Origin of the sequence: Aquimarina discodermiae, assembly GCF_040786235.1 — a bacterium.
Classification (GTDB): domain Bacteria; phylum Bacteroidota; class Bacteroidia; order Flavobacteriales; family Flavobacteriaceae; genus Aquimarina.
On sequence record NZ_JBFMKP010000003.1, the window covers coordinates 40,786 to 64,149 of the forward strand.

General features: G+C 32.1%; 22 protein-coding genes. 11 read left to right on the forward strand and 11 right to left on the reverse strand.

Features of this window, described 5'->3' with window-relative positions:
- Positions 1-28: 28 nt before the first annotated feature.
- Both ABW636_RS02215 and ABW636_RS02220 read right to left on the reverse strand, forming a co-directional pair.
- Positions 29-1,108, reverse strand: a complete 1,080-nt coding sequence (locus ABW636_RS02215; protein WP_367588322.1) for a hypothetical protein — start codon at positions 1,106-1,108, stop codon at positions 29-31.
- Positions 1,109-1,278: 170 nt separating this feature from the next.
- Positions 1,279-2,853, reverse strand: coding sequence for an ABC transporter substrate-binding protein (locus ABW636_RS02220; protein ID WP_367588323.1), 1,575 nt, complete (start codon positions 2,851-2,853; stop codon positions 1,279-1,281).
- 189 nt (positions 2,854-3,042) lie between these two features.
- Between ABW636_RS02220 and mtaB the strand changes: the two genes are divergently transcribed.
- Positions 3,043-4,356 (forward strand): tRNA (N(6)-L-threonylcarbamoyladenosine(37)-C(2))-methylthiotransferase MtaB, encoded by a 1,314-nt coding sequence (gene mtaB, locus ABW636_RS02225; protein WP_367588324.1) that lies wholly within the window; start codon positions 3,043-3,045, stop codon positions 4,354-4,356.
- Between the two features lie 66 nt (positions 4,357-4,422).
- Here the strand turns inward: mtaB and ABW636_RS02230 are convergent, their stop codons facing one another.
- Entirely contained in the window at positions 4,423-4,734 is a 312-nt protein-coding gene (locus tag ABW636_RS02230; RefSeq protein ID WP_367588325.1) for a GNAT family N-acetyltransferase, read from the reverse strand.
- 297 nt (positions 4,735-5,031) lie between these two features.
- Here ABW636_RS02230 and ABW636_RS02235 point away from each other — a divergent pair, with 297 nt between their 5' ends.
- The 3 genes from ABW636_RS02235 to ABW636_RS02245 all read left to right on the forward strand — a co-directional run bounded on the left by ABW636_RS02235 (position 5,032) and on the right by ABW636_RS02245 (position 7,291).
- The gene (locus tag ABW636_RS02235) at positions 5,032-5,703 is read left to right on the forward strand and encodes an alpha/beta hydrolase (protein ID WP_367588326.1); all 672 of its coding nucleotides are present in this window, start codon (positions 5,032-5,034) and stop codon (positions 5,701-5,703) included.
- A 68-nt stretch (positions 5,704-5,771) separates the two neighbouring features.
- Entirely contained in the window at positions 5,772-6,719 is a 948-nt protein-coding gene (locus tag ABW636_RS02240; protein WP_367588327.1) for a lytic transglycosylase domain-containing protein, read from the forward strand.
- 203 nt (positions 6,720-6,922) lie between these two features.
- Positions 6,923-7,291 carry a sulfite exporter TauE/SafE family protein gene (locus ABW636_RS02245; RefSeq protein ID WP_367588328.1) on the forward strand — a complete coding sequence of 123 codons (369 nt, stop codon included), beginning with the start codon at positions 6,923-6,925 and terminating at the stop codon, positions 7,289-7,291.
- 52 nt (positions 7,292-7,343) lie between these two features.
- Here ABW636_RS02245 and ABW636_RS02250 read toward each other — a convergent pair whose 3' ends face one another.
- Both ABW636_RS02250 and ABW636_RS02255 read right to left on the reverse strand, forming a co-directional pair.
- Entirely contained in the window at positions 7,344-8,141 is a 798-nt protein-coding gene (locus ABW636_RS02250; RefSeq protein WP_367588329.1) for a TlpA family protein disulfide reductase, read from the reverse strand.
- A gap of 191 nt (positions 8,142-8,332) precedes the next feature.
- Positions 8,333-8,848, reverse strand: coding sequence for a tetratricopeptide repeat protein (locus ABW636_RS02255; protein WP_367588330.1), 516 nt, complete (start codon positions 8,846-8,848; stop codon positions 8,333-8,335).
- Positions 8,849-9,025: 177 nt separating this feature from the next.
- On the opposite strand from ABW636_RS02255, the gene rpmH reads away from it, so the two are divergent.
- From rpmH to ABW636_RS02280, 6 genes are all read left to right on the forward strand, one after another.
- Positions 9,026-9,184: a 50S ribosomal protein L34 gene (gene rpmH / locus ABW636_RS02260; RefSeq protein ID WP_081414554.1), complete on the forward strand. Its 159-nt coding sequence runs from the start codon at positions 9,026-9,028 to the stop codon at positions 9,182-9,184.
- A gap of 140 nt (positions 9,185-9,324) precedes the next feature.
- The gene (carB, locus tag ABW636_RS02265) at positions 9,325-12,177 is read left to right on the forward strand and encodes a carbamoyl-phosphate synthase large subunit (RefSeq protein ID WP_367588331.1); all 2,853 of its coding nucleotides are present in this window, start codon (positions 9,325-9,327) and stop codon (positions 12,175-12,177) included.
- 160 nt (positions 12,178-12,337) lie between these two features.
- Complete coding sequence (locus tag ABW636_RS02270; RefSeq protein WP_367588332.1) at positions 12,338-12,766, forward strand: DUF1801 domain-containing protein; 429 nt, start codon at positions 12,338-12,340, stop codon at positions 12,764-12,766.
- A 121-nt stretch (positions 12,767-12,887) separates the two neighbouring features.
- Positions 12,888-13,463, forward strand: coding sequence for a DUF1572 family protein (locus ABW636_RS02275; RefSeq protein ID WP_367588333.1), 576 nt, complete (start codon positions 12,888-12,890; stop codon positions 13,461-13,463).
- A 651-nt stretch (positions 13,464-14,114) separates the two neighbouring features.
- A complete protein-coding gene (locus ABW636_RS22550) occupies positions 14,115-14,225 on the forward strand; it encodes a serine acetyltransferase domain-containing protein (protein ID WP_445012675.1) in 111 nt (36 codons plus the stop codon).
- A 30-nt stretch (positions 14,226-14,255) separates the two neighbouring features.
- Positions 14,256-14,441, forward strand: a complete 186-nt coding sequence (locus tag ABW636_RS02280; protein ID WP_367588334.1) for a hypothetical protein — start codon at positions 14,256-14,258, stop codon at positions 14,439-14,441.
- Between the two features lie 532 nt (positions 14,442-14,973).
- Here the strand turns inward: ABW636_RS02280 and ABW636_RS02285 are convergent.
- From ABW636_RS02285 to ABW636_RS02310, 6 genes are all read right to left on the reverse strand, one after another.
- Positions 14,974-15,654, reverse strand: coding sequence for a hypothetical protein (locus ABW636_RS02285; RefSeq protein ID WP_367588335.1), 681 nt, complete (start codon positions 15,652-15,654; stop codon positions 14,974-14,976).
- A gap of 383 nt (positions 15,655-16,037) precedes the next feature.
- The gene (locus tag ABW636_RS02290; protein ID WP_367588336.1) at positions 16,038-16,589 is read right to left on the reverse strand and encodes an acyl-CoA thioesterase; all 552 of its coding nucleotides are present in this window, start codon (positions 16,587-16,589) and stop codon (positions 16,038-16,040) included.
- 5 nt (positions 16,590-16,594) lie between these two features.
- Positions 16,595-16,963, reverse strand: a complete 369-nt coding sequence (locus ABW636_RS02295) for a DUF8785 domain-containing protein (protein ID WP_367588337.1) — start codon at positions 16,961-16,963, stop codon at positions 16,595-16,597.
- 139 nt (positions 16,964-17,102) lie between these two features.
- Positions 17,103-18,362: an aminotransferase class V-fold PLP-dependent enzyme gene (locus ABW636_RS02300; RefSeq protein ID WP_367588338.1), complete on the reverse strand. Its 1,260-nt coding sequence runs from the start codon at positions 18,360-18,362 to the stop codon at positions 17,103-17,105.
- Positions 18,363-18,391: 29 nt separating this feature from the next.
- Positions 18,392-18,721: a hypothetical protein gene (locus tag ABW636_RS02305; protein WP_367588339.1), complete on the reverse strand. Its 330-nt coding sequence runs from the start codon at positions 18,719-18,721 to the stop codon at positions 18,392-18,394.
- A gap of 11 nt (positions 18,722-18,732) precedes the next feature.
- Positions 18,733-20,148: a DNA recombination protein RmuC gene (locus tag ABW636_RS02310; protein ID WP_367588340.1), complete on the reverse strand. Its 1,416-nt coding sequence runs from the start codon at positions 20,146-20,148 to the stop codon at positions 18,733-18,735.
- A 225-nt stretch (positions 20,149-20,373) separates the two neighbouring features.
- Here ABW636_RS02310 and ABW636_RS02315 point away from each other — a divergent pair, with 225 nt between their 5' ends.
- The gene (locus ABW636_RS02315) at positions 20,374-23,343 is read left to right on the forward strand and encodes a carboxypeptidase-like regulatory domain-containing protein (RefSeq protein ID WP_367588341.1); all 2,970 of its coding nucleotides are present in this window, start codon (positions 20,374-20,376) and stop codon (positions 23,341-23,343) included.
- Positions 23,344-23,364: the final 21 nt, after the last annotated feature.

Sequence of the window (23,364 nt, forward strand, 5' to 3'; positions counted from 1 at the left end):
AGCGGCTTTTTTGTTTTTTGTTTATAGCTTATTTTTTTCTAAAATAAGCTTTAAAAGTCTCAGTCTGTCCCTGAAAAGTATCTTCCTCGAAAACCGAAAAAGTATTCCCGTCAATGGTTATATCTCCATCAAATAAAAGATCACCGTCTTGATCAATTGTTATTGGAAAATCATCTTCTTTAGATTCGAACTCTACGAGAGTTAATCTTTTTTCTTCTTCATCGTAAGCCCAGTTTCCTCCAGAGTAATAAGTTTCTCCATCGTCTTTAAAAATTGGATCACAATTATTATTATTTGTTGCTTCGTAATCAACAGTAGTACCGTCTTCAGTACTGTTGAAAGTATAGGTTCCGTCTGCATTAAAAATCAAATCAGCAGTTTTTAATGTTTTACAAGCACCATTCTCTATGGTAGTATCACTTTCTGTGGCGGTACAAAAGAAAAAATACTCTTCACAAGATTCAACGTCAATTTCTTTTATATCCGTCATTCCATCATATACTTCTTCTTGTTTATGCATTTCCCAGGTGGCTACCAAATCAGAACTTCCTCCCCAGGCTTCGACTTCTACGCATACTTCTATAGGCTCGCTGATATTACTTTGGTCATCATAAATACAGATTAAGTAGCAGAATTTTCCAGGAGGAATTGCGTCGCCAAAATCTACATCTATTTCAATCTCATTATCGTTTAAGTTCTTTGCAAAGAAATGATTTGATGGTTTTTTATTGCTTGGTTTGAATGATGTTTTTGGAACATCAAAATATTCACTAGCTGGGATTCCGTCATTAGATACAATTTGGATATACGAACCAGCATAATTATCGGGAGCATTAAAGCTAATATCAAATCCATTATTTAAAAATGCAGATTGAGTATCTTCTTCTAGTGAAAAAGGAAGCGTTCCTGTAGGTTGAGGAGGTGTTCCTTCTTCTCGTGTGGCACCGTCTATTGAAATGCCATTAGAAACAGTAGAGGCATTTAATTCTACTTCTTCTTCTGGATTAGAAGAAAGGTCATTTTGAGTTGATGAATTATCATCATCCTTATTACATGCTATAAAAAATGTAAGCATAAGGGAAAGAAAAATTAGATTGGTTTTTTTCATAAGATTTGGGTTGAATAATTAAGAAAAAATTAACAAATCCAAATATAGTAAAAATAATTAAAAGCTAATTAAAGTATTTAAGTAATTGTTTTTTAGGTGATTGAATTGTGGTTTAGCCTGCAAGTGGTAAAGTTTTGCTTAGAAGTATTTTTATAAAAAAATGAAAAAAATTATCTTTTTTTCTTCTTCCAAACACGCTTTAGGACCAAAAAGTTTTGAGGATTAGTAGTCATTCCTTTTACATTTTTCTGAGTAAATCGTGTTACTTGATCATAGTATAAGGGTACAATAGGAGCATTGTCGATCAAAATAGAATCCATTTTCGAATAGTGTTGTTTACGCAATTCTATATCGGTAATAGAGAAACTTTCTTCGTATAAACGATCAAATGTGTCGTTTTTAAAATGAGTGTAATTAGGGCCATTTGGAGTGAAGTTTTTACTGTAATATGGAGATAAGAAATTTTCTGCATCAGGGTAATCGGCAATCCAACTCGCTCTAAAAACATCGAGTTTTCCACTCCATTTTTGCTCTCTAATAGTAGAGGGAGGGAGTACATCTATAATTATATTGAGCCCTGTTTTTTCTAATTCACGTTGTATGAATTCGCAGATACTTAAATAATTACTATCGGTGGTTAATCTAATGGTTGGGTTAGAATTGCCTGTTTGTTTACTGTATTGTTGTATTAATTTACGGGCCTTTTGGGGGTTATATGTATATCCTTTAAGCCCTGCAAATCCAGGTAAACCCTTGGGGATAAATCCATGAGTCGCAGGAGTTCCTATCCCGTTTTTTAGATAAGTAATCATTTTTTTTCTGTCGAACCCGTAATTCACGGCCTTTCTAATTAATGAAGATTGTACTTCATTAGAGTTGCCTTCGAGATAAAACCCAAGATATTCAGAGTTTAAGTATGGACCCTTTAGGAGCTGTATACGATCGGCATATTGTGCCCTTAATTTTCCTGTCGGAGTTAATAATTCATCTTTGTACGAGGCATCTAGGCTATTTAGTAAATCTAACTTACCCTTTGCAAATTGTAAAAATTCACTTTGTTTTTCTGGTAAAAAAGTAATGGCAATGGATTCTAAATAAGGAAGTTGTTTTCCTTTTTTATCTTTTTCAAAATACAATTCGTTTTTTCGAAGGACAAGTTTTACGTTTTCTTCCCATAATTTAAATTTAAAGGGACCTGTGCCAACAGGATTGGATCTAAAATCGTTACCGTAATACTCAACTATTTCTTTGGGAACAACAGAACAATAACGCATACTCATGAGTCCTATAAATGCTGGAAACGGTTTTTTTAACTTGATTTCGAAAATAGTATCATTAACAGCCTTGTAAGTAGCTACATTTTTTAATACCCAATTACCTGGCGAAGCAATTTTTGGATCGGTTAATCTGTTAAAACTATACGTAAAATCTGAAGCGATTACGGCTCGTGTATTATTTTTGGATTTAAATTGTGGGTGTTTATGATAAAAAACATCATTTCTTAAGGTAAATGTGTATGTGATTCCATCTTCAGAAATCAACCATTTTTTAGCAATATCGGGTTGTACGTTTAGCGCATCATCAAATTGAACCAATCCATTAAATAATTGGTTTGTAGGCCAAATAATAGAAGGGTTTCTAGCAAAAGCAGGATCGAGTGATTTGATATTAGAATACTCATTGTATCTAAATACGAGATGATCATTATCCTTTGATATGTTGTCGTTACATGATGTAATAGTCAATAAAAGATAAGCTATTGCAACGTAGTTTATTAAGTGAAAATAGTGAGTAAACTTCAATTTTAGTAAACGAATTATTGTTGGTATATTTGCACCCTAAAAAAATATTCTAAAGTGACTCAATATTTTTGAGTTTCAATAAGGGTAAATATAAAGAGTTTTCTGCCTTTGCGGAAATGACACTTGTATTTTATGAAAAAAAAGGTAGCTTTTTATACGTTGGGATGTAAACTGAATTTTTCAGAAACATCTACTATTGCCAGAAATTTTACAGATGAAGGCTTTGATCGTGTTGATTTTTCTGAAAAAGCAGATATCTATGTGGTAAACACTTGTTCTGTTACAGAAAATGCAGATAAACGATTTAAAACTATTGTAAAACAGGCTCAAAAAATCAATCCGGATGCGTTTGTGGCGGCAGTTGGGTGTTATGCACAATTAAAACCAGAGGAATTAGCAGCAGTAGATGGTGTTGATTTGGTTTTGGGAGCAACAGAGAAGTTTAAAATTACTGATTATATTAATGACCTATCAAAAAATGAATTCGGAGAAGTTCATTCTTGCGAAATTGAAGAAGCCGATTTCTATGTGGGGAGTTATTCTATAGGAGATCGTACTAGAGCTTTTTTAAAAGTACAGGATGGTTGTGATTATAAATGTACCTACTGTACCATTCCATTAGCAAGAGGAATTTCACGAAGTGATACCTTAGAAAATGTTTTAAAAAATGCAAAAGAGATTTCTGAAAAAGGAATAAAAGAGATTGTGCTTACGGGTGTAAATATAGGGGATTATGGTAAAGGAGAATTTGGTAATAAAAAACATGAGCATACTTTTTTCGAATTGGTCAAAGCATTAGATACTGTAGAAGGGATAGAACGATTAAGGATATCTTCGATAGAGCCAAATTTGCTTAAAAATGAAACCATCGATTTTGTTTCGCAATCAAGAACGTTTGTACCTCATTTTCACATCCCTTTACAGTCTGGTAATGATGAGATTTTAAAGTTGATGAGACGTAGGTATCTTACTGATTTATATGTGGATAGAATCCGTAAAATTAAAGAAGTAATGCCGAATGCATGTATTGGCGTTGATGTTATTGTAGGTTTTCCGGGAGAAACAGATGACCATTTTTTAGATACTTATAACTTCTTATCTCAATTGGATATCTCTTATTTGCATGTGTTTACATATTCTGAAAGAGATAATACAGTAGCAGCTACATTAGATGGTGTAGTTTCGCAAGCAGTTAGAAAGAAAAGAAGTAAAATGTTAAGAGGATTATCTGTTAAAAAAAGAAGGGCTTTTTATGAAAGTCAAATTGGAACAGAAAGAACCGTATTATTCGAATCAGAAAATAAAGAAGGATATATATATGGTTTTACAGAGAATTATGTGAAGGTTAAAATGCCATGGAATCCATCTTTTGTAAACACGTTACGTAAAGTAGAACTTACTGCAATAGACGATGATGGTACTGTACGATTTGAGTTGAAAAATTAAATTAAATCAATAAAAAAAATCTGCATATTGCAGATTTTTTTGTTTTATCTAAAAATATAAGAATCATTATATATTAATACCTACAGGTAACAGATTCTTGTATTTTCTTTTGTTTTTACGCATAAACTTAGCTATAATAGGACTTGTAGGAACCAATCTAATATTGCGTTCTTCTATAATGTTAAATACAGCAACAATAAAATCTTCTGCATAACCTTTTTCAAGGTGATCTTCGTTCATAATAAGTTTGGTGAGAAAAATTTTTCTTTCCTGTAAGGCGTATTCTATTTTAGCTTTTTGGCCATCAATGGTTGTTTCGAATTGCCTTAGAAATTCGTTATCATTAATTTCTAATTCAATTGCACTTATGTTCTCCATATTTTTAAAATTAAGAGGTATTTAATAAAAATATTTGACAAGGGTTAATATACCCCTGTTAATTATAACACTTAGACCTGCGTTTAAATGTTAAAAATCCAGTTTAAAAAGCATACGACTTTTTAAAATTAAATTTCTTTTAATCGTTTTTTGATCTAGATTAATTAGCTTTAAAGTTCTCCTTAAATAAAAAATAATCGAATGTTTTCTTTTTTCTAAAAAGAGAAAACTCTAATTTTGAGGTGCAAAGATAAGAAAATTAGCGCTTTAAAAGTAGTTTTCATTGTTAAAATACCTATGAGGCAGGAGGTTAAGTATGTTTATTTTGTTCCGGGGTTAGCAGCAGATGTTTCAATTTTTGAATATATCAAACTCCCAAAGGATAAATTTGTCACAAAAACCTTGCCTTGGAAAATTCCTACAAAAAAAGAAACATTAGAAGCATATGCAAAGCGTATGTGTGAGGAGATAACTCATACTAATTGCATTTTAATTGGGGTGTCATTTGGTGGGATTATGGTTCAGGAGATGAGTAAGTATGTAGATGCTAAACTGGTTATTATTGTTTCGAGTGTGAAAAGTAGAAAGGAATTACCAAAACGTATGGAGTTTGCAAGAAAGACGGGAGTTTACAGGTTGTTTCCTACTAGGATTATTTCTCAAATAGGGGACTGGGAGAAGCTTGCAATTGGTAGTTTTGCGAAGAAACGAGCAGTAATGTATCAAAAATATTTGTCGGTAAAGGATAGGGGATACCTTGATTGGGCAATAGAAAAAATTATACAGTGGGAACCAAAAGAAGTGAGTAGCAAATTGATTCATATTCATGGTAATAACGATATTGTTTTTCCTATAAAAAATATAGATAATTGTATCCTTGTAGAAGGAGGAACTCACGTAATGATAATTAATCGAGCAAGGTGGTTTAATGAAAAATTACCCGAAATTATTGAAGATAACTTGCAATGATATAACTTTTTACGTTATATTGTAACCTATAATTTTATTCCCCAATAAAATCAAAACCTACTTAAGAGATGAAAATGATAAAAAAAGTTTTAGTTTTTTTAGGCGTGTTATTTACTTTTGGAATTTTAGTAAATGCAACGCAAAGTGAACCTCAAAAACCAATAGCCCAAGAAAACCTTGAAGCAAAGCTGGTTAATGATTATAATGTCTATGCTATACCAATGCCTGATAATCTTAATTTTGCAGGCGAATTGGTTCCTATAGAAAATCCTGATATAAGAGAACGAATGGATCGAGAGTTGCTGGTAAACACATATTGGCAATCTAATGGTTTATTACTATTCAAAAGAGCGAATAAGTTTTTTCCTATTATAGAGCCTATTCTCAAGGAGCAAGGTGTTCCAGATGACTTTAAGTACCTGGCTGTTATAGAAAGTAGTTTGACGCAGGCCGTTTCTCCTGCAAGAGCAACAGGGTTTTGGCAAATATTAAAAGGTACAGGAAAAGAATATGGTTTAGAAGTGAATCAAAATGTTGATGAAAGATATCATATAGAAAAATCGACATTAGTAGCTTGTAAATATTTAAAAAGTGCAAAAAAACTTTTAGGGTCATGGACACTGGCAGCATCTGCATATAATGCTGGAAGAGCTGGTATTAGTAGAAGATTAAAAAAACAAGATGTGGCCACTTATTACGATCTTTTATTAGGAGAAGAAACAGGAAGATATGTTTTTCGAATTGTTGCTGTAAAAGAGATTTTAAGCAACCCAAAGCGCTATGGGTTTAATTTTAGCGAAGAAGATTTATATACTCATATCCCGACCTTTAACGTATTAGTAGATGAACCAATTACTGATTTTAATGCTTTTGCCAAACAGTATAGTATCAATTACAAAATATTAAAGTTACACAACCCTTGGCTTAGAGAAGCACATTTAAATAATACATCAGGAAAGGAATATCTTATTAAGATACCAAAAGAAGGATATTACAAAACAAGCATGGGTCAATAAATAAATAATGTTTATAAAATATAGCTAAGAGGTGTTTTTATAATACCTCTTTTTTTTGTGCTTTGTAAAACTAATAATAGCTTTGTGAAGAAAATAACAACGGTTATCTAAAAAAAAGAATTGAGGTTTGTTGAGTGTAGATTTTGTCTATAATTCTAATTTCTATCTCTTTTAAAGAGATGTCTGTTTAATTGTAATATATAATGAATACATCCATACTTATTTCTTTAATTCTGATAGGCTTATTGGCAGGTTTTTTTAGTGGTACCTTGGGGATAGGAGGTAGTGTAATAATGATACCTCTTTTGATTTTATGGGTTAATTTTTCACAGCACGAAGCGCAAGGAACAAGCCTGGCTGTTTTGGCAGTACCCGTAACATTATTAGCAGCGTATAATTATTATCAAGAAGGATATGTAAACTGGAAATATGCTATAATAATTGCAGTAACCTTTATTATAGGTGGATACCTCGGAAGTAAATTGGCGATTTCAATAAATCAGACGTTATTAAAAAAAATATTTGGAGGTGTTTTATTGCTTGTTGCTATAAAAATGATCCTCGGTAAGTAATTATATATTAAGTTTTAGGCAAAAAACTAATAAATTAATTACCATCGTTGCCTTAATTATTTTTTAGAGAATCCTGTTCTCTTCTATACTTTTCGTACTCTTCATCTATATTTCGTTCTTCATCTGTTCTTTCATCTTCAATCCGTTTAGCTTCTTCAGCTTCAGCTTTGATAGATTTAATGTCTAAATCTGTAACAAGAAGAGAAACACCTTTGGATAAAGAATTAAAATGAATAGTATATGAATTATTTAACGTTTCACTAGAGTGATGAGCCGCAATTTTTCTGATATCGAGAATCTTCTTGTCGCTATCCATAAAATACATCATGGGAAACCCAAGAGCATGTTTCAATTTATTTATGATATGCGAATCCTGATTCGTTTTTTCGTCAATATGAACCAATTGTATATTTTGAGAATATTCTCTAGACTTTTCTTTGAGTTTTTCTTTATTATCCCAGAAAAGAACAACAAAATCGATTTGATCATGAAACCTATCTGCTAGATCATTCAAAGCAGGTATTTCTCCAATTCCTGGTACACACCAAGATGCATAGGTGATAAGGAAAAGAGGTTTTTCGTAATCTTCTTCTAATGATATAGGATCACCTTTTAGTGGATAAACGTTAAAATTATCCATATACGTTCCGCTGAGATGATTTTTTACCAGAGAATCAAATAAGAAACTGGCACGCTCAATATCTTTATCTTTATAGGCAGCGTCAATTTTCAGATTGTATTTTACAATATGTGCAGATATAGCAACCGAGAAAGGTATTTTTCTATCTATCTGAGCATAAGAATTAATAAAACAGAAAGATAGTGTTATGAAAACTAATAATTTCTTCATTATAAATAAATTACGGTAGCTAATGTAATATAATGCCATCAAAAAAACATTTTTTAAATATAAAACTTTCCATCATTCCCCTTAAAACTATATAATGATATGAATATATGTTCATATAGTTTTTGATGGTAGTTTACGAATATATAGTATCAGATATATAGTAAACGTGATATTATAAGCAATTAGTATGCCTAAATTTTCTTCATTTGCTGTTTCATCATAGTTATTTGATCCTTAAGCATGTTATGTTTATCTAATTTCTTCGCTTCAGTCAGTAAAGTTTGCGCTTCTCTTTTACGACGTTTGGTCATAGCAATACCTGCCAAATTAAGTTTCGCTACTGCCAGATCTTGATTCATGGATAACCCTAGCTTAATAGCTTTTTTAAGATGCTTTTCTGCTTGTGTAATATTGGTTTGAGATAACATGATGCCAAAAAGGTAATTGTAATACCCTTGTTGCTTGGTAGTTAATGAACTTTCTGGGTTTTTAATTTTGTTTAACCATTTTTTTGCTCCCTCAAAATCTTGCTTACGCAATCTTAAAAATGCAAGAAGAATAAGTTCATTTTTGAAATATAAAAAGACAAAAATCGCAGACAATAAAATAAGCATGATCCCATTACCTACATATCCTTCTATTATTTGCCATACCGCAATACCAATTATAATCGCTGCAATTACTAATTTTATATTCTTATTGTACATTGAAAATCTTTAAAAATTATTTAAATAGGGGCAAAGGTAATAAAAACAAATAAAAATATTTTGATATTTACATTTGTCAAAGTAAAAACTCTTCGTATATTTGCACGCAGTTTTGAGAACAGATCCTCAAAATATTAAATTTAGATATTTCAAGAAGATTTATAAAGATAGATAGCAATGAAAAGAACGTTTCAACCATCGAAGAGAAAGAGAAAAAACAAACACGGTTTCAGAGAGCGTATGGCTTCTGCAAATGGTAGAAAGGTATTAGCTCGTAGAAGAGCTAAAGGAAGAAAGAAGCTATCTGTTTCTTCAGAATTAAGACACAAGCACTAATGCTATTGTGCGATAAAAATATTAAAGGTGTTACTTTACCAGTAGCGCCTTTTTTTATATCTAATTTCATAATTTTTAAGTAGTACTAAGAAAATAGCGTGATAAACGCATATTTTTAGTACAAAAGTAACTGTAATTACATGCCTAAAAACGAAAAACTAAAGAGTATACTTCTTATTGGGTCTGGGCCGATTATCATTGGTCAAGCATGCGAATTTGATTATTCAGGAACACAAGCATTACGTTCCTTGAGAGAAGATGGTATTAAAACGATTCTTATTAATTCGAATCCAGCTACCATCATGACCGATCCTTCTATGGCCGATCATGTTTATCTTAAGCCGCTTAACACAAAGTCAATAATTGAAATTTTAAAAGCACATCCAGAGATTGATGCAGTTTTACCAACTATGGGTGGGCAAACAGCTTTGAATTTGTGTATAGAAGCAGACGAAAAAGGTATCTGGGAAGATTTTGATGTCGAAATTATTGGTGTTGATATTGATGCTATCAATATCACAGAAGATAGAGAGCAGTTTAGAGAACTGATGCTCAAAATCGGAATACCGATGGCTCCACAAGCAACAGCAAATTCTTATTTGAAAGGAAAAGAAATTGCACAGGAATTTGGTTTTCCATTGGTAATTCGAGCTTCCTACACATTAGGAGGAGCAGGAGCTTCTTTTGTATATAAAGAAGAAGATTTTGATGAATTACTAACACGTGGATTAGAAGTATCACCTATACACGAAGTAATGATCGATAAAGCTCTTATCGGTTGGAAAGAATACGAATTAGAGCTATTGCGTGATAATAATGATAATGTTGTTATCATCTGTACGATAGAAAACATGGATCCAATGGGAATTCATACAGGAGATTCTATCACCGTAGCACCCGCAATGACGTTAAGTGATAAAACATTTCAGCGTATGCGCGATATGGCAATCCATATGATGCGCAGTATAGGGGATTTTGCAGGAGGATGTAATGTACAGTTTGCAGTGAGTCCTGATGAAAATGAAGATATTATAGCTATCGAGATTAACCCAAGGGTTTCTCGTTCTTCTGCGTTGGCATCAAAAGCAACAGGATATCCGATTGCCAAAATTGCTGCAAAGTTAGCTATAGGTTATAATCTTGATGAGTTAGATAATCAAATTACCAAGTCGACATCAGCTTTATTCGAGCCAACATTAGATTATGTAATTGTAAAAATACCAAGATGGAATTTTGATAAGTTCGAAGGTTCTGATCGTAGATTAGGATTACAGATGAAGTCTGTTGGTGAAGTTATGGCAATTGGTAGATCTTTCCAAGAAGCGTTACATAAAGCCACGCAATCGTTAGAGATTAAACGAAACGGACTTGGTGCAGATGGTAAAGGGTATAAAGATTATGATCAGGTTATAGAAAAGCTTACCTATGCAAGTTGGGATAGAGTATTTGTAATTTATGATGCAATACAAATGGGAATACCATTAAGTAGAATTCATGAAATTACAAAAATCGATATGTGGTTCTTAAAACAATATGAAGAACTATATAAATTAGAAAAAGAAATTTCTACCTATTCTATACAATCACTTACCAAGGATTTGATTCTGGAAGCCAAACAAAAAGGTTTTGCAGACAGACAGATAGCACATATGGTAGAGTGTTATGAAAGCGAAGTATATAAGAAGAGAGAAGAATTAGGTATAAAAAGAGTGTATAAATTGGTAGATACTTGTGCAGCAGAATTTAAAGCACAAACACCATACTATTACTCTACTTTTGAAGCCGAAGTAGAAACACCAGAAGGAGAGGTTTATATCTCTAATGAAAGTGAGGTTTCTGATAAAAAGAAAATTGTTGTTTTAGGTTCTGGACCTAATAGAATTGGTCAGGGGATTGAGTTTGATTACTGTTGTGTGCATGGAGTATTAGCTTCTTCAGAATGCGGTTATGAAACGGTGATGATCAACTGTAACCCAGAAACAGTTTCTACAGATTTTGATGTAGCAGATAAATTATATTTCGAACCAGTTTTCTGGGAGCATATTTATGATATTATCAGACACGAAAAACCAGAAGGTGTTATCGTACAATTAGGAGGTCAAACTGCCTTAAAACTAGCAGAAAAACTAGACCGTTACGGGATCAAAATTATTGGAACCAGTTATCAATCACTGGATTTGGCAGAAGATAGAGGTAGTTTCTCTACTCTTCTACAAGAAAATAATATTCCTTACCCAGAGTTTGATACGGCTGAAACAGCAGACGAAGCATTAAGAGTAGCAGATAAATTGGATTTCCCAATTTTGGTAAGACCTTCATACGTTTTAGGAGGGCAGGGAATGAAAATTGTAATCAACAAAAAGGAGCTGGAAGAGCATGTTGTTGATTTACTTCGTAAAATCCCTAATAATAAGTTACTATTAGATCACTATCTGGATGGTGCTATCGAAGCAGAGGCCGATGCAATATGTGACGGAGAGAACGTATACATTATTGGTATTATGGAGCATATAGAGCCTTGCGGAATTCACTCTGGAGATTCTAATTCTACTTTACCACCATTTAACCTGGGAGAATTTGTAATGCAACAAATTAAGGACCATACACATAAAATAGCATTAGCATTAAATACGGTGGGTCTTATCAATATACAGTTTGCGATCAAAGACGATAAAGTATATATTATAGAAGCCAATCCGAGAGCGTCAAGAACCGTTCCTTTTATTGCTAAAGCATACGGAGAACCTTATGTAAATTTTGCAACCAAAGTAATGTTGGGAGAGAAAAAAGTTACAGATTTTGATTTCAAACCACACTTAGAAGGATATGCTATAAAACAACCAGTATTCTCGTTTAATAAATTCCCTAGCGTAAATAAAAAGTTAGGACCAGAAATGAAGAGTACAGGAGAGAGCATTTTGTTTATAGATGATCTTAAAGATGATCAGTTTTATGATCTCTATTCGAGACGAAAAATGTACTTAAGTAAATAAGTATAAATCCCGCAAATTGCGGGATTTATTTTTTGAACCCTTTTCTATCTCCTAATTGTGTTTGATTCTAATTAGATAAGAGATTCATAAAATTTCACCTATCTTTAGAGATAGGAATATGGCAAATATTCTTCGTTGTTAGTTATTTATTGTGATATAAATGAGTGATTTAAAAGTAAAAATAAGCCCTGATGTGGCACCGGTTTTTGATAATTATCCCGATCATGTTCGTGATAAAATGACCCATCTTCGAAACTTAATTGTAGACACTGCAAGTGCTATTGATGGAATAACTTCTTTAGAAGAAACCTTAAAATGGGGCGAACCCAGTTATCTAGCAAAAAAAGGTAGCACCATACGTATAGATTGGAAAAAAAAGAAGCCAGATCAATATGCAATCTATTTTAATTGTTCTAGCAGATTGGTAGAAACTTTTAGGATAGTATATAGAGATACCTTCGAGTTTGAAGGAAATCGAGCTATAGTTTTTCAGCTAAATGATCCATTACCAAAAGATGAACTTAAAAAATGTTTAATAGCAGGCTTAACGTATCATAAAATTAAACAATTACCACTTTTAGGTTTATGATTTTGATGAGATTCCAGAATTAATTCAGTACTTTAGAGAAGGTAAACATAAAGGAAAAGTTGTTATCAAAATGATGTGATGTACAGCTTTAGAGTATACGTTGATATTCAAAAAAAAAGACATGAATAATAGTTACCTAGAAGGGATAAAAAAACAGTTTGAGTATTATAAATCACTAGGAGATAAAACCTTTAGTCAAGTAACAGATGATCAGCTTTTTTTTATCTATAATGATGATAGTAATAGTATAGGAATATTGGTAAAGCACCTGTGGGGAAATATGCTTTCTCGATGGACCGATTTTTTAACCTCTGATGGAGAGAAAGAATGGAGAAATAGAGATGCAGAGTTTGAAAATGATATTCAAGATCGTCAAGAATTACTCGAAAAATGGAATGAAGGATGGAGTTGTTTGTTTAATGCTATTGATCAACTTACTGTATCAGACCTTGAACGTATAATTTATATTAGAAATCAAGGACATACCGTAACCGAAGCCATCAATAGGCAATTAGCCCATTATTCATATCATGTAGGGCAGATTGTTTTTTTAGGAAAAATGCTATCTAATATTGGTTGGAATTCATTATCTATTCCCAAAGGAAATTCGGATAACTATAACAAAGAGAAATTTTCTCAAACCAAAGAGAGAAAACATTTTGCAGATGAATTTTTAAATCCAGATGGTAAAAACTAATGTTTTTTGACTTGATAAAAAATATAAAAACATAGATCAATAGTTTTTATAAAAGATAAATATGGTCAAGAATATCTCAAAACCTTCAATTCGATTTATACTTTTATTAAGCATATATTAAGTTTAAAAATATTGATTAATAGTGGTATATAGCGCGTGTAATATGTATGAGTGTATATATTCACCCCCTATTCGAAATTTTCTAATGCTCTTTTTTACAGAAATTAATGCCTTTTGATTTCGATAATTTTTAGCATGAAACCAATGAAAAAGTCAAGAATTAAAGTTATTAAGTAAAAAGGAATCTATGGCTATTATAGATGAATCAAAGGGTACGAGGGGTTGGAGTAGCATTAAGACGAAGAAGAAATTTAATCGATATATCTTAATATGAAGTCAAAAGAATCGTCTGACCTTTTTGTTTGCATTGAACTGGTTTGAACTTTTTTGATTCATGCGTAAAATGATGATTTTTCGGTCAATTGAAATGTTTTTTGCACTTCATAGTGGCGCTACGAAGTAAGAAAAAGATGAAAATTGAGTGAAAAAGGACGTTTTTATAACGAATTGAAAAAAGTTTAAACCAGTTCATTTACTGTTTTTATTGAAACAAAACTAATAAGTTTTTTTTCACTATTTAAGCTTTAGTACATGGAGTGGATTTGGAGCAAGATATTAGAAGAGGCGAAAAACTTTACCCAAAAAGAACCTTTTCTCACTTCGATAATTGAACAGGTAATTCATGATAACAATCATTTTTGAACCGCTATAGCAGTTGTGATCAGTGGTAAATTGAAAACAGATCACATACCTCAATCAAAAATAAAAGCATTGATTATTGCGGTGTTGGATGAAAATGAGGAAATAAAAAAACAGATTATTGCAGCAGGTAGTATTGTCACCAAAGATGTTCAAGCCGATACCGCGGTAGCGGGAGTTCCTGCCAAAGTGATAGGTCAATTAAGAAAATTACAATAGTGCGTATTCTCCATATTTTTGGATTTTATAAAACACAAAAAATATATCAATAGTTTTATAAAAGCTGCATACCGGAAGTATAGTCATATACCCTGAGATATGATTATGATGATACCTCAGGGATGATTTTATAAAAAATCAATTTAATAACTTTTTATCATTTTCAAATAATTTATCTATAGTTCATGTTAACCTTACTTTATCATCTTTAGTCAATAGATTTAAATAGGATATATTTTAAGGAAAATGTAATTTGCATCCCTCTAAATCTACCTGCTACGGTAGGCTTCAAACCTCTTCCATTGGGGGTTGGGATGGATGTTTTATAAAAACTCTAAGATGACAAAGTAGGGTTAACTAATAATAACATTATTAAACGTGTTAGAATCATACGAAAAATGATGGTTTCGGTCAATTGAAATGTTTTTAAACTTCATAGTGTCGCTATGAAATAAGAAAAAGATGAAAATAGAGTAAAAAAGAGCGTTTTTATGATAAATTGAAAAAAGTTTAAACCGGATAGGTTATTTACTTATTTTTTTGAAATAACTACTTTAGTTTCAAAAATGTCTGTTTTATCTCCATTCATGGAGTTATCCACATGAATTACATAATCTTTAACATTATAAGTTTCTTTTATGTTCGGAAGAAAATTAATGTCAGAATTTATATCTTCTAGCTCATAAGCGCCAAAAGAATCAAAATTTGGATAAAGGTCTCCACCTGTTTTTACCTTTGTGTTACCTTTTTCACTTTTACGCATTGATGTTATGATATCCATAAAATTAGTATTGTTAGCATCATTTAACCATAGAATATCATTTTTTGAAGTACTAGTATTGATTGCCAAATATACGATAGTAAGGTTCGCCGAGAGGTTTACTCTTCCACGGCCATTGTTAAAATATTCATGCCCAAGAAGTAATTGTTTATCTGTATCATTACTTATGGTACCCAAAAGAGCAGTTCCCCCTTCCTGTTTTGCATAAGTTTTTAAAGTTTTTATATAATTTCTGATAGAGGAAACCCTATTGCTATTAAATGCTAAAAAGAAAAAAGATTGTCTAGATGCTTTAGCTTCGATAACATTACTCGTATTTTCACTAAGTGTTTCTTCTTGATGTAAGTATTCTTCATTTTTTTCGCAAGACAAGAATAACAAAAGGCTTGCTAGAAGAATGAAAGTTGATACTAGTTTTTTTGAAAAATTCATAGTTTTAGATTTTAAAAGTTTACGAAAGTTACAAATACTATTATTCTAGTAAAGCGCTATTGTATGTATAGCATGTTTTAGTGTATGAATGGTTTGTTTTACTGTATTAAGTGTTTGTAGTCTAGTTGTTTAATTAAAAAATACTAGAACTAGAAGGTTCTTGAAAAGAATAAATTTGGGGATAGAATCCACTTTTTAATTACTACAAGTGCTTTTAATCCGCATTGTGGAGTTTAATTTAAGGAATTCCTTGAGGCTCTGCCTCGGGGTAATTCATTTCTCTGAGGCTTGCCTCGAAATGTTAAAATTGCTTCTCTCTTGGATGACTTGTGAGTTTACTCTGAGGTAGTTGACTTAATTTTTCTAAATATTTGGACGTTGCCTTATTTCAAATCAACTTTTACATTATATTTTTCTAATAATTTGAGATGTGACTCTAATTCGAATTCTGATTCTTTAAAACGATTACGGCGTATTTGAGAATCTTCTTTGCGAATAATACTTCTTACAAATCGTCGAATGGCGGTTCTATCCTCTAGAATTAGGCCAGGCACCGACATACTCTTTCCTTCATTATTTTTGGCAACCATTGTAAAATAGCTAGAATTACAATGTTTAATGGTACCGGTTTGTATATTTTCTGACTCTACACGAACCCCAACTACCATAGAGGTATTGCCCACATGGTTTACAGAAGCCTTTAGTGTTACCAATTCTCCTACTTCTATAGGTTTTAGAAAATCTACTTTGTCTACACTAGCTGTTATACAATAGGTTTCAGAATGTTTGGAGGCACACGCAAAGGCAATTTGATCCATTAACGACAGAATATATCCACCGTGAATTTTTCCACTAAAATTTGAGTGAGAAGGTAGCATCAATTCAGAAATAGTGACTCTGGATGCTTTAGTGTTTTTGTACTTTTTTGAATTCATTATGTTTATTTGCTCCTAAAATGCGGAGATGATTCTTCAATTACATCGATAACAAAATATCTGGTGTCGCCTAACCAGGATACCTTGGCAAAACGTTCTTTATATTTTAATTTTACATACCTCCCCTGAAATTTTTCTAATTTTTTGATAATTCCTGTCTTATTGTCCTCCACAGAAAACTTAAATATTTGCGCTCCAGAGATCCCTTGACTAATTTCACCTTCCCAGGTTTTGACAATAACCCCCTTATTGCTAAACTTAATAAGTTCACCACTACGTGTTCCTTCACTATAGGAAGCATAGTATATGAAAGCATACCACCCGGCAAAAGCAAGCATGATAACAATAATAAGTATAGCTAGTATTTTTTTCATAATTCAGGCTTTAAATGCTATAATTTTATTTCAATTTAAAAGAAATAAAGTTTCCAATACAAAGCTACTGGTTTTTTTGATGAATGGTTTATTATTTCTCTCACTTCTCTTATCGCAATGTATTAAGATGATAAATGGGTTACTTGTTAACTAGTTTTGACAATTCTTTTACAAGTGTATCGGTTTCTTCTTGTGTATTGAAAATATGATTAGAAAACCGAAGTATGTTTCGTTTGCCCAGTACTTTAACAATAATGTTTTTTTGTTTTAATCCGTTATAAATCTCTTTTGCCTCTTGATGTTTTACATGTACCGCAATGAGGCCAGATTGCAATGTATTTTCTTCGGGAGAGATAAGTTGTACCCCTTTGATTGTTTTTAGAGATGCTCTTAAATGATTTGCAAGTGATATGTTATGTTGTTGTATTGCAGCAATACCACCCCACGATTCTTGGGTTTTAATTGCCTCACCTAGTCCAAGTATATTCGCAACATTTCTGGTTCCTGTATTGTGATTATAGGCTTTAAACCCGCTTTCTAGTTGTATCACTTTGATTTGATCTTGTATGGCTTTATTAAGATATAAAAAACCCGTTTCTTTTGGACCCAACATCCATTTGTGACCACTAGTGGCAAAGGCATCTACTCCTAGCGCTTTAACATCAACACTCAACATTCCTGCCGATTGAGCTCCATCACAAACTAATAAGATTCCTTTTGGTTTGGTGATTTTAGCCAATTCAGAAAAAGGCATTCTCATACCAGTAATTGTAGAAACATCCATTAAACTACATACCTTTGTTTGTGGAGTTATCTGCTTTTCAATAAGGCTTATGACTTGATCGGTGGTGATATTTTCTTTAGGAAAATTAACCCGTCGAATTTTGATGCCTTTATACTTTTCTAAAAACTCCCATCCGGCTTGACCACCATAATGCTCATCTGTAGAAGTAATGACTTCATCACCTTCTTGTAATGATAAACCGGCTGCGATCATATTCATTCCTTCGGTAGTATTGCGAGTAAGAATGATTTCTTCGGTATCTGCATTGATATAATTGGCCAGTTGTTCTCTAACTTCGTTTGCTTGTCTACCAATGGGACCCCAATTATTACCAACAGGGTCTAGTTCTAGAGTTTGCATGGTTTCCCAGACCTTGTTTAGCACTTTTTTGGGAGAAGGACCAAGACTACCGGTATTAAAATACTGTAAACCGGGTTGAAGCATAAATTCGCTTCTGACATCTTTTAGCAAAGATGTTTTAGAGATAGTTGGTATGGTAGATAGGGTAGAACTTGTATTTGCCAGTCCGCAATATCCCAAACCTACTCCTACTGTACTCAATGATATTTTTTGGATAAACTTTCTACGATTTACCTGGTGTATTAATTTATTCATAAAAAAAAGTTTTAGAGTGTTTTTTTGATTTAATTATCTATTCTTTTGATGACTTTTCTAATCAAATAGAAAAAACCGATAACAAAGAGGATACTACCTAAAAAATAAATACCTCTTGTAAAATAGGTGTATAATAGATAAGAGTCCATTCCCCATATTTGAGAATAAAGAATTCCTATATGTGTGAGAATAACATTCATAATTATAAAAATGCTACCCAGTAATAATAAAACACTATCTGTTTTAATTCCCGTTTTAAACAGATAATAAATACAAATGATCAAAACAAAAACCTCTCCTATGGATATAGCAAAGCCTAACAATATTTGATATAAAATTTCAAAAATAGTTGGATTCATTATTTCTTTATTTAGGATTCATTTTCTTCTGAGGCTCTTTTAATAATTGCTTCTGGCAATGTTTTTTTTGCTTTAGCTCCCATTTTTTTAAGTTTCTCTACACTAGTAATTAAATTTCCTCTGCCTTCTACTAGTTTGTTCATAGCGGCAGAGTAATCTTTTTTAGCATCATCCATTTTTTTACCCACCCCGGTAAGATCTTTTACCAATCCTTCAAACTTATCATAAAGTGCTCCTGCCTGTCGTGCAATTTCTATCGCGTTACGTTGTTGCTTCTCGTTATTCCACATAGTATCGATAGTACGTAGTGTTGCTAATAGGGTAGAAGGAGTAACAATGACAATGTTTTTTTCAAAAGCTTGGTTGTATAGTTTGTTATCTTGGTTTATAGCGATTGCAAAAGCAGGTTCTATAGGAACAAACATTAAGATAAAGTCAGGAGATTCGATATCATATAAGTCTTGATAGTTTTTTTCTGAAAGCTGATCTACATGTCGTTTCAGAGAAGTAATATGCTCTTTAAGACTAGCTGCTTGTAACATATCATCCTCTTCATTAATATATCGTTCATATGCAGTAAGCGTAACTTTAGAGTCGATGATCATTTTTTTATTATCGGGTAAATATATGACCACATCTGGCATTGCACGTTGCCCATCTTCTTTAGCAAAGCTCTGTTGAACAAAATATTCACGATCTTTTTCTAGACCAGATTTTTCGAGTACACGTTCTAAAACCAATTCTCCCCAGTTTCCTTGCATTTTGTTATCACCTTTAAGCGCTCGGGTAAGGTTTGTAGCCTCTTTACTCATTTGTTCATTAAGGTCTTTAAGGCCTATTATTTGCTGTCGCAATGCAGCATGATAATCAATACTTTCTTTATGAGTTTGCTCTACCTTTTTTTCGAAAGTGTTGATTTTTTCTTGTAGCGGGCTTAAAATATTTTTAATATTTTCTTTATTCTGCTCTGTAAATTTATTGGATGTAGAATGAAGGATTTTATTAGCAAGATTTTCAAATTCTTTGGTAAATTTTTCCTGCAACTTTTCTATTTCATCTTTTTGCTCTTTGGTTTTAATCTGTAGGCTTTCATATTCTGTATTTCGACGTGTAAGTTCGGTATTCAGAAAATCTTTTTCTCTACGAATTTCTTCTCGCTCTTTGATAAGTTCAGTATATTGTTTTTCAGAGGTGTTCTTGAGATCAGTATATTGTTTTTCTACGGTTTCCTTATACGTTAATAACTGCTTTTCTGAAGTGATTTTAAATTCATCAAATTGATGTTGCAATTGATTCGTTCGTTCATTAAGAGCACTTTTTTCGCTTTTAATTTTTAACAAAGCAACATATTTTCCTATAAAAAAACCAACTAGGACTGATATAATAATTACTCCAACGGCAAGGATGATCGGTGTGTATGCAGACATGTATATTTTTAGTTTGCTCAAAGGTAAAAATAAGCAATCAAAACAATAAACAAGAATATCTAATAGTTTTGAACAAAATTGAGTGTTATTTTTCTGGGATAACAACCAAAAATTAAAAGTAGTTTGTTAAGTTTAGAGTATTTATTTGACTAATGAAAGTCAATACAGAGATATATTTTACCTCAATATAGTTATTAAATGTTACTAATTATAAGTTAAAAATATATGAAAGCACACAAAGCATTCTTATTAATATTTTTTTTGAGCCTTTATGGTTTTTCACAAAACACGCTTGTTCTTAATGCGTATACAATGGATAACGTAACAAGAAATCCTATTTCTTATGTTCAAGTAGGGTTTCTTGATGAAGGAATTGGAACCATAAGTAATAAACAAGGTTTTTTTAAGCTTGAATTTGATGAAGAAAAACTTGGTGCCAATCCAAAAATGAGAATGTCCAGAATTGGGTATAAGTCTATAGAGTTAACGATGGATCAATTGTTTACCCAATTCGAAAAATCTAATAGAATATATCTTGAGCCTGATACAACTATATCAAAAAACAGTATAACAGATATTTCTAATCCCAAAACAAGTGTTTTCGGTTTTATAGGAGACGAATCTTCGGTAAAAAGCTGGGAGGATATGAATACTCTGGGGGCAGAAATTGGTACCTTAATTAAAATTAATAAAAAGCAAACCAAACTTAATTCTTTAGAGTTTGATGTACTAGAAAACACCTCTAGTGGTATACTTCTTCGGGTAAATTTATACTCCTCAATAAATGGTAAACCTGGAAAAAACTTATTAAAAGAGGAGGTTCGCCACTTAATAAAAAAAGGAATAGGCCTACAGCATATTGATTTATCATCGCATAATATTGTTGTTAATGAAGACGTGATTGTAAGTATAGAAATGCTCGAAGTATATGGTTTTGATTTAAAATTTTCGATAAGCGGAACCAAAGGAGCAGGCGAAGTTTTTGTAAAAGATGTTAGTCAGGGAGCCTGGAGAAAGCTCAAAGACATGACTATGGGATTTGTTCTAGAAGGACAATATCCCGATGACGCAAAAGAACTTAAAGACAGAGCAATTCCTCAAAATATAACCATGTATTGGGATGTATCTTTATCGATGCAAGAGCGTGATCTTCAAAAAGAACTTCAGTTTTTAAAAAAATATTTTTCAAAAATTAAGAATGTAAAAATCGAATTGATCTGTTTTTCAGATACTATTAAGTCCACCAAAGTATTTGATATTGTTGATGGCAATATGAAAGCGTTAGAAACATATTTAAGTCAAAACACCTATGATGGCGCAACTAATTTCTCGATGCTTTACGATAAAACACAGCATCCTGATCTATATATGGTGTTTACCGAGGGAAAAGATAATTATGGAGAACATACACTTTTTTATGACACTCCCGTGTTTTATATTAATAGTAAAAAAGAAGGTAGTCATAGTAGATTGCGAATGGAAAGTTTTTTTACAAATGGAAAATATATACCATTATCGCAAACACCGATGGATAAAGCATTGCAGTTTATGACTAAAGAAGGCGTAGAGGATCAAATAATTCTGTCAAAAGAGGATGGATATATAACAATTGAAGGAAATGTAACTTCTGCAAATAAGCCAATACAAGGATGTATGATTAGTGTAAAAGGTACTTTTAGGCAAATATCTAGTGATGCTAATGGAAATTTTTCTATTAAAGTTAAACAAGATGAGGTCTTGGTTTTTGATTTTTTTGGGATGTTACCTCAAGAAAGAAGAATAGTTAATAAAGAAACGCTAAAGATAGATCTGGTTCCAGAGTTTGAGGTATTAGATGAGGTAAGTATAAAAGATAAAGAGAAAACAAAGGAAAAAACAATCTATGATGGGGTGCAAAATAAAAAAAAGGAAAGTATTGGGTATGGAGCACAAACCATAAGTAAAGAAGAGTTTAATAATGCTTATGAAACTTTGGAAGAATTGATCGAAGCGAGATTCCCCAGCTTGACAAACAAGAACGGAATATTTTTTATACGTAGTAAACTTTTTTCTGCAATAACTAGTGCTCCTCCTGTGTTATTTGTAGTAGATGGTATTCAGGCAGGTCGTATCCCGGATTATTTAAACATTAATGATATTGAGAATATTTCTCTGATTTCTTCTCTGGCTGGTACTTCTTCATTATATGGATCTGATGGTAGTGGAGGAGTTATTGTTATTTCTACCATTCATGGTAAATCAGAAAGTTCAGAAAAAAGAGTAAATACCGCATTAGTAACCGGGAATGATTATAACGAAAACCTACAGTTAATAAACACAGATAAGGGAAGGCCAGAATATTTGTCAAAATTAGATAAGAGTACCTCTCAGCAAAATGCAATGAATACTTATATGGAGTTAAGAAAACTTCATTCATTAGAAATTCCTTTTTACCTCTATAGTTCAGAGTATTTTAAGAAATGGGATAAAAAATTAGCATCTCAAATAGTTTCTAACATAGCAGAAGTAGCAAATTATAATCATAATGGATTGCGAGGTTTGGCTTTTAAATTAGAAGAAGAAGGAGATAAAGAAAAAGCATTAGAGTTGTATAGGCGTATTTTGACTTTAAAACCCAACTATGTACAATCCTCTATGGATGTTGCTCGTCTGTATAAAGAAAACGGTAAGTATAAAGAAGCATTTGAAATGTATAAACAAATACTTCTTAAAAAAGCAGAAGAAATACGCGATACATCGGCTTTTAGTCAAATATATGCTGAGATCCAGGAAGTATTAAATTTATATAGATCTTATATTGATGTAGCAGAAATTCCTCAAGAATTGCTAGCTGTCAAAACTACACCGCTTAGGATTGTTTTTGACTGGAGTGATGCTCAGGCTCAATTCGAACTTCAGTTCGTTAATCCAGAAAAAAAATATTTTAAGTGGAAACATGCCTATGAGGATAATAACGAATTGTTGCTAAATGAAGTTAAGCTAGGTGTTTTTTCTAAAGAGTTCGAGATTCCGAAAGCATCAGAAGAGTGGATTGTTAATTTACAATCTTTAGGAGAAAACGACCTTAAGAACCCTTCATTTTTGAAATATACGGTTTACTACAATTTTGGAGCCGCAAATCAAACTAAAAAAGTGAAGTTTATTAAACTATATCAGCAAGACAAAAAAGTGACATTAGATAAACTAAAAATGTAGGTGTAGAAAAAAATGAAATTG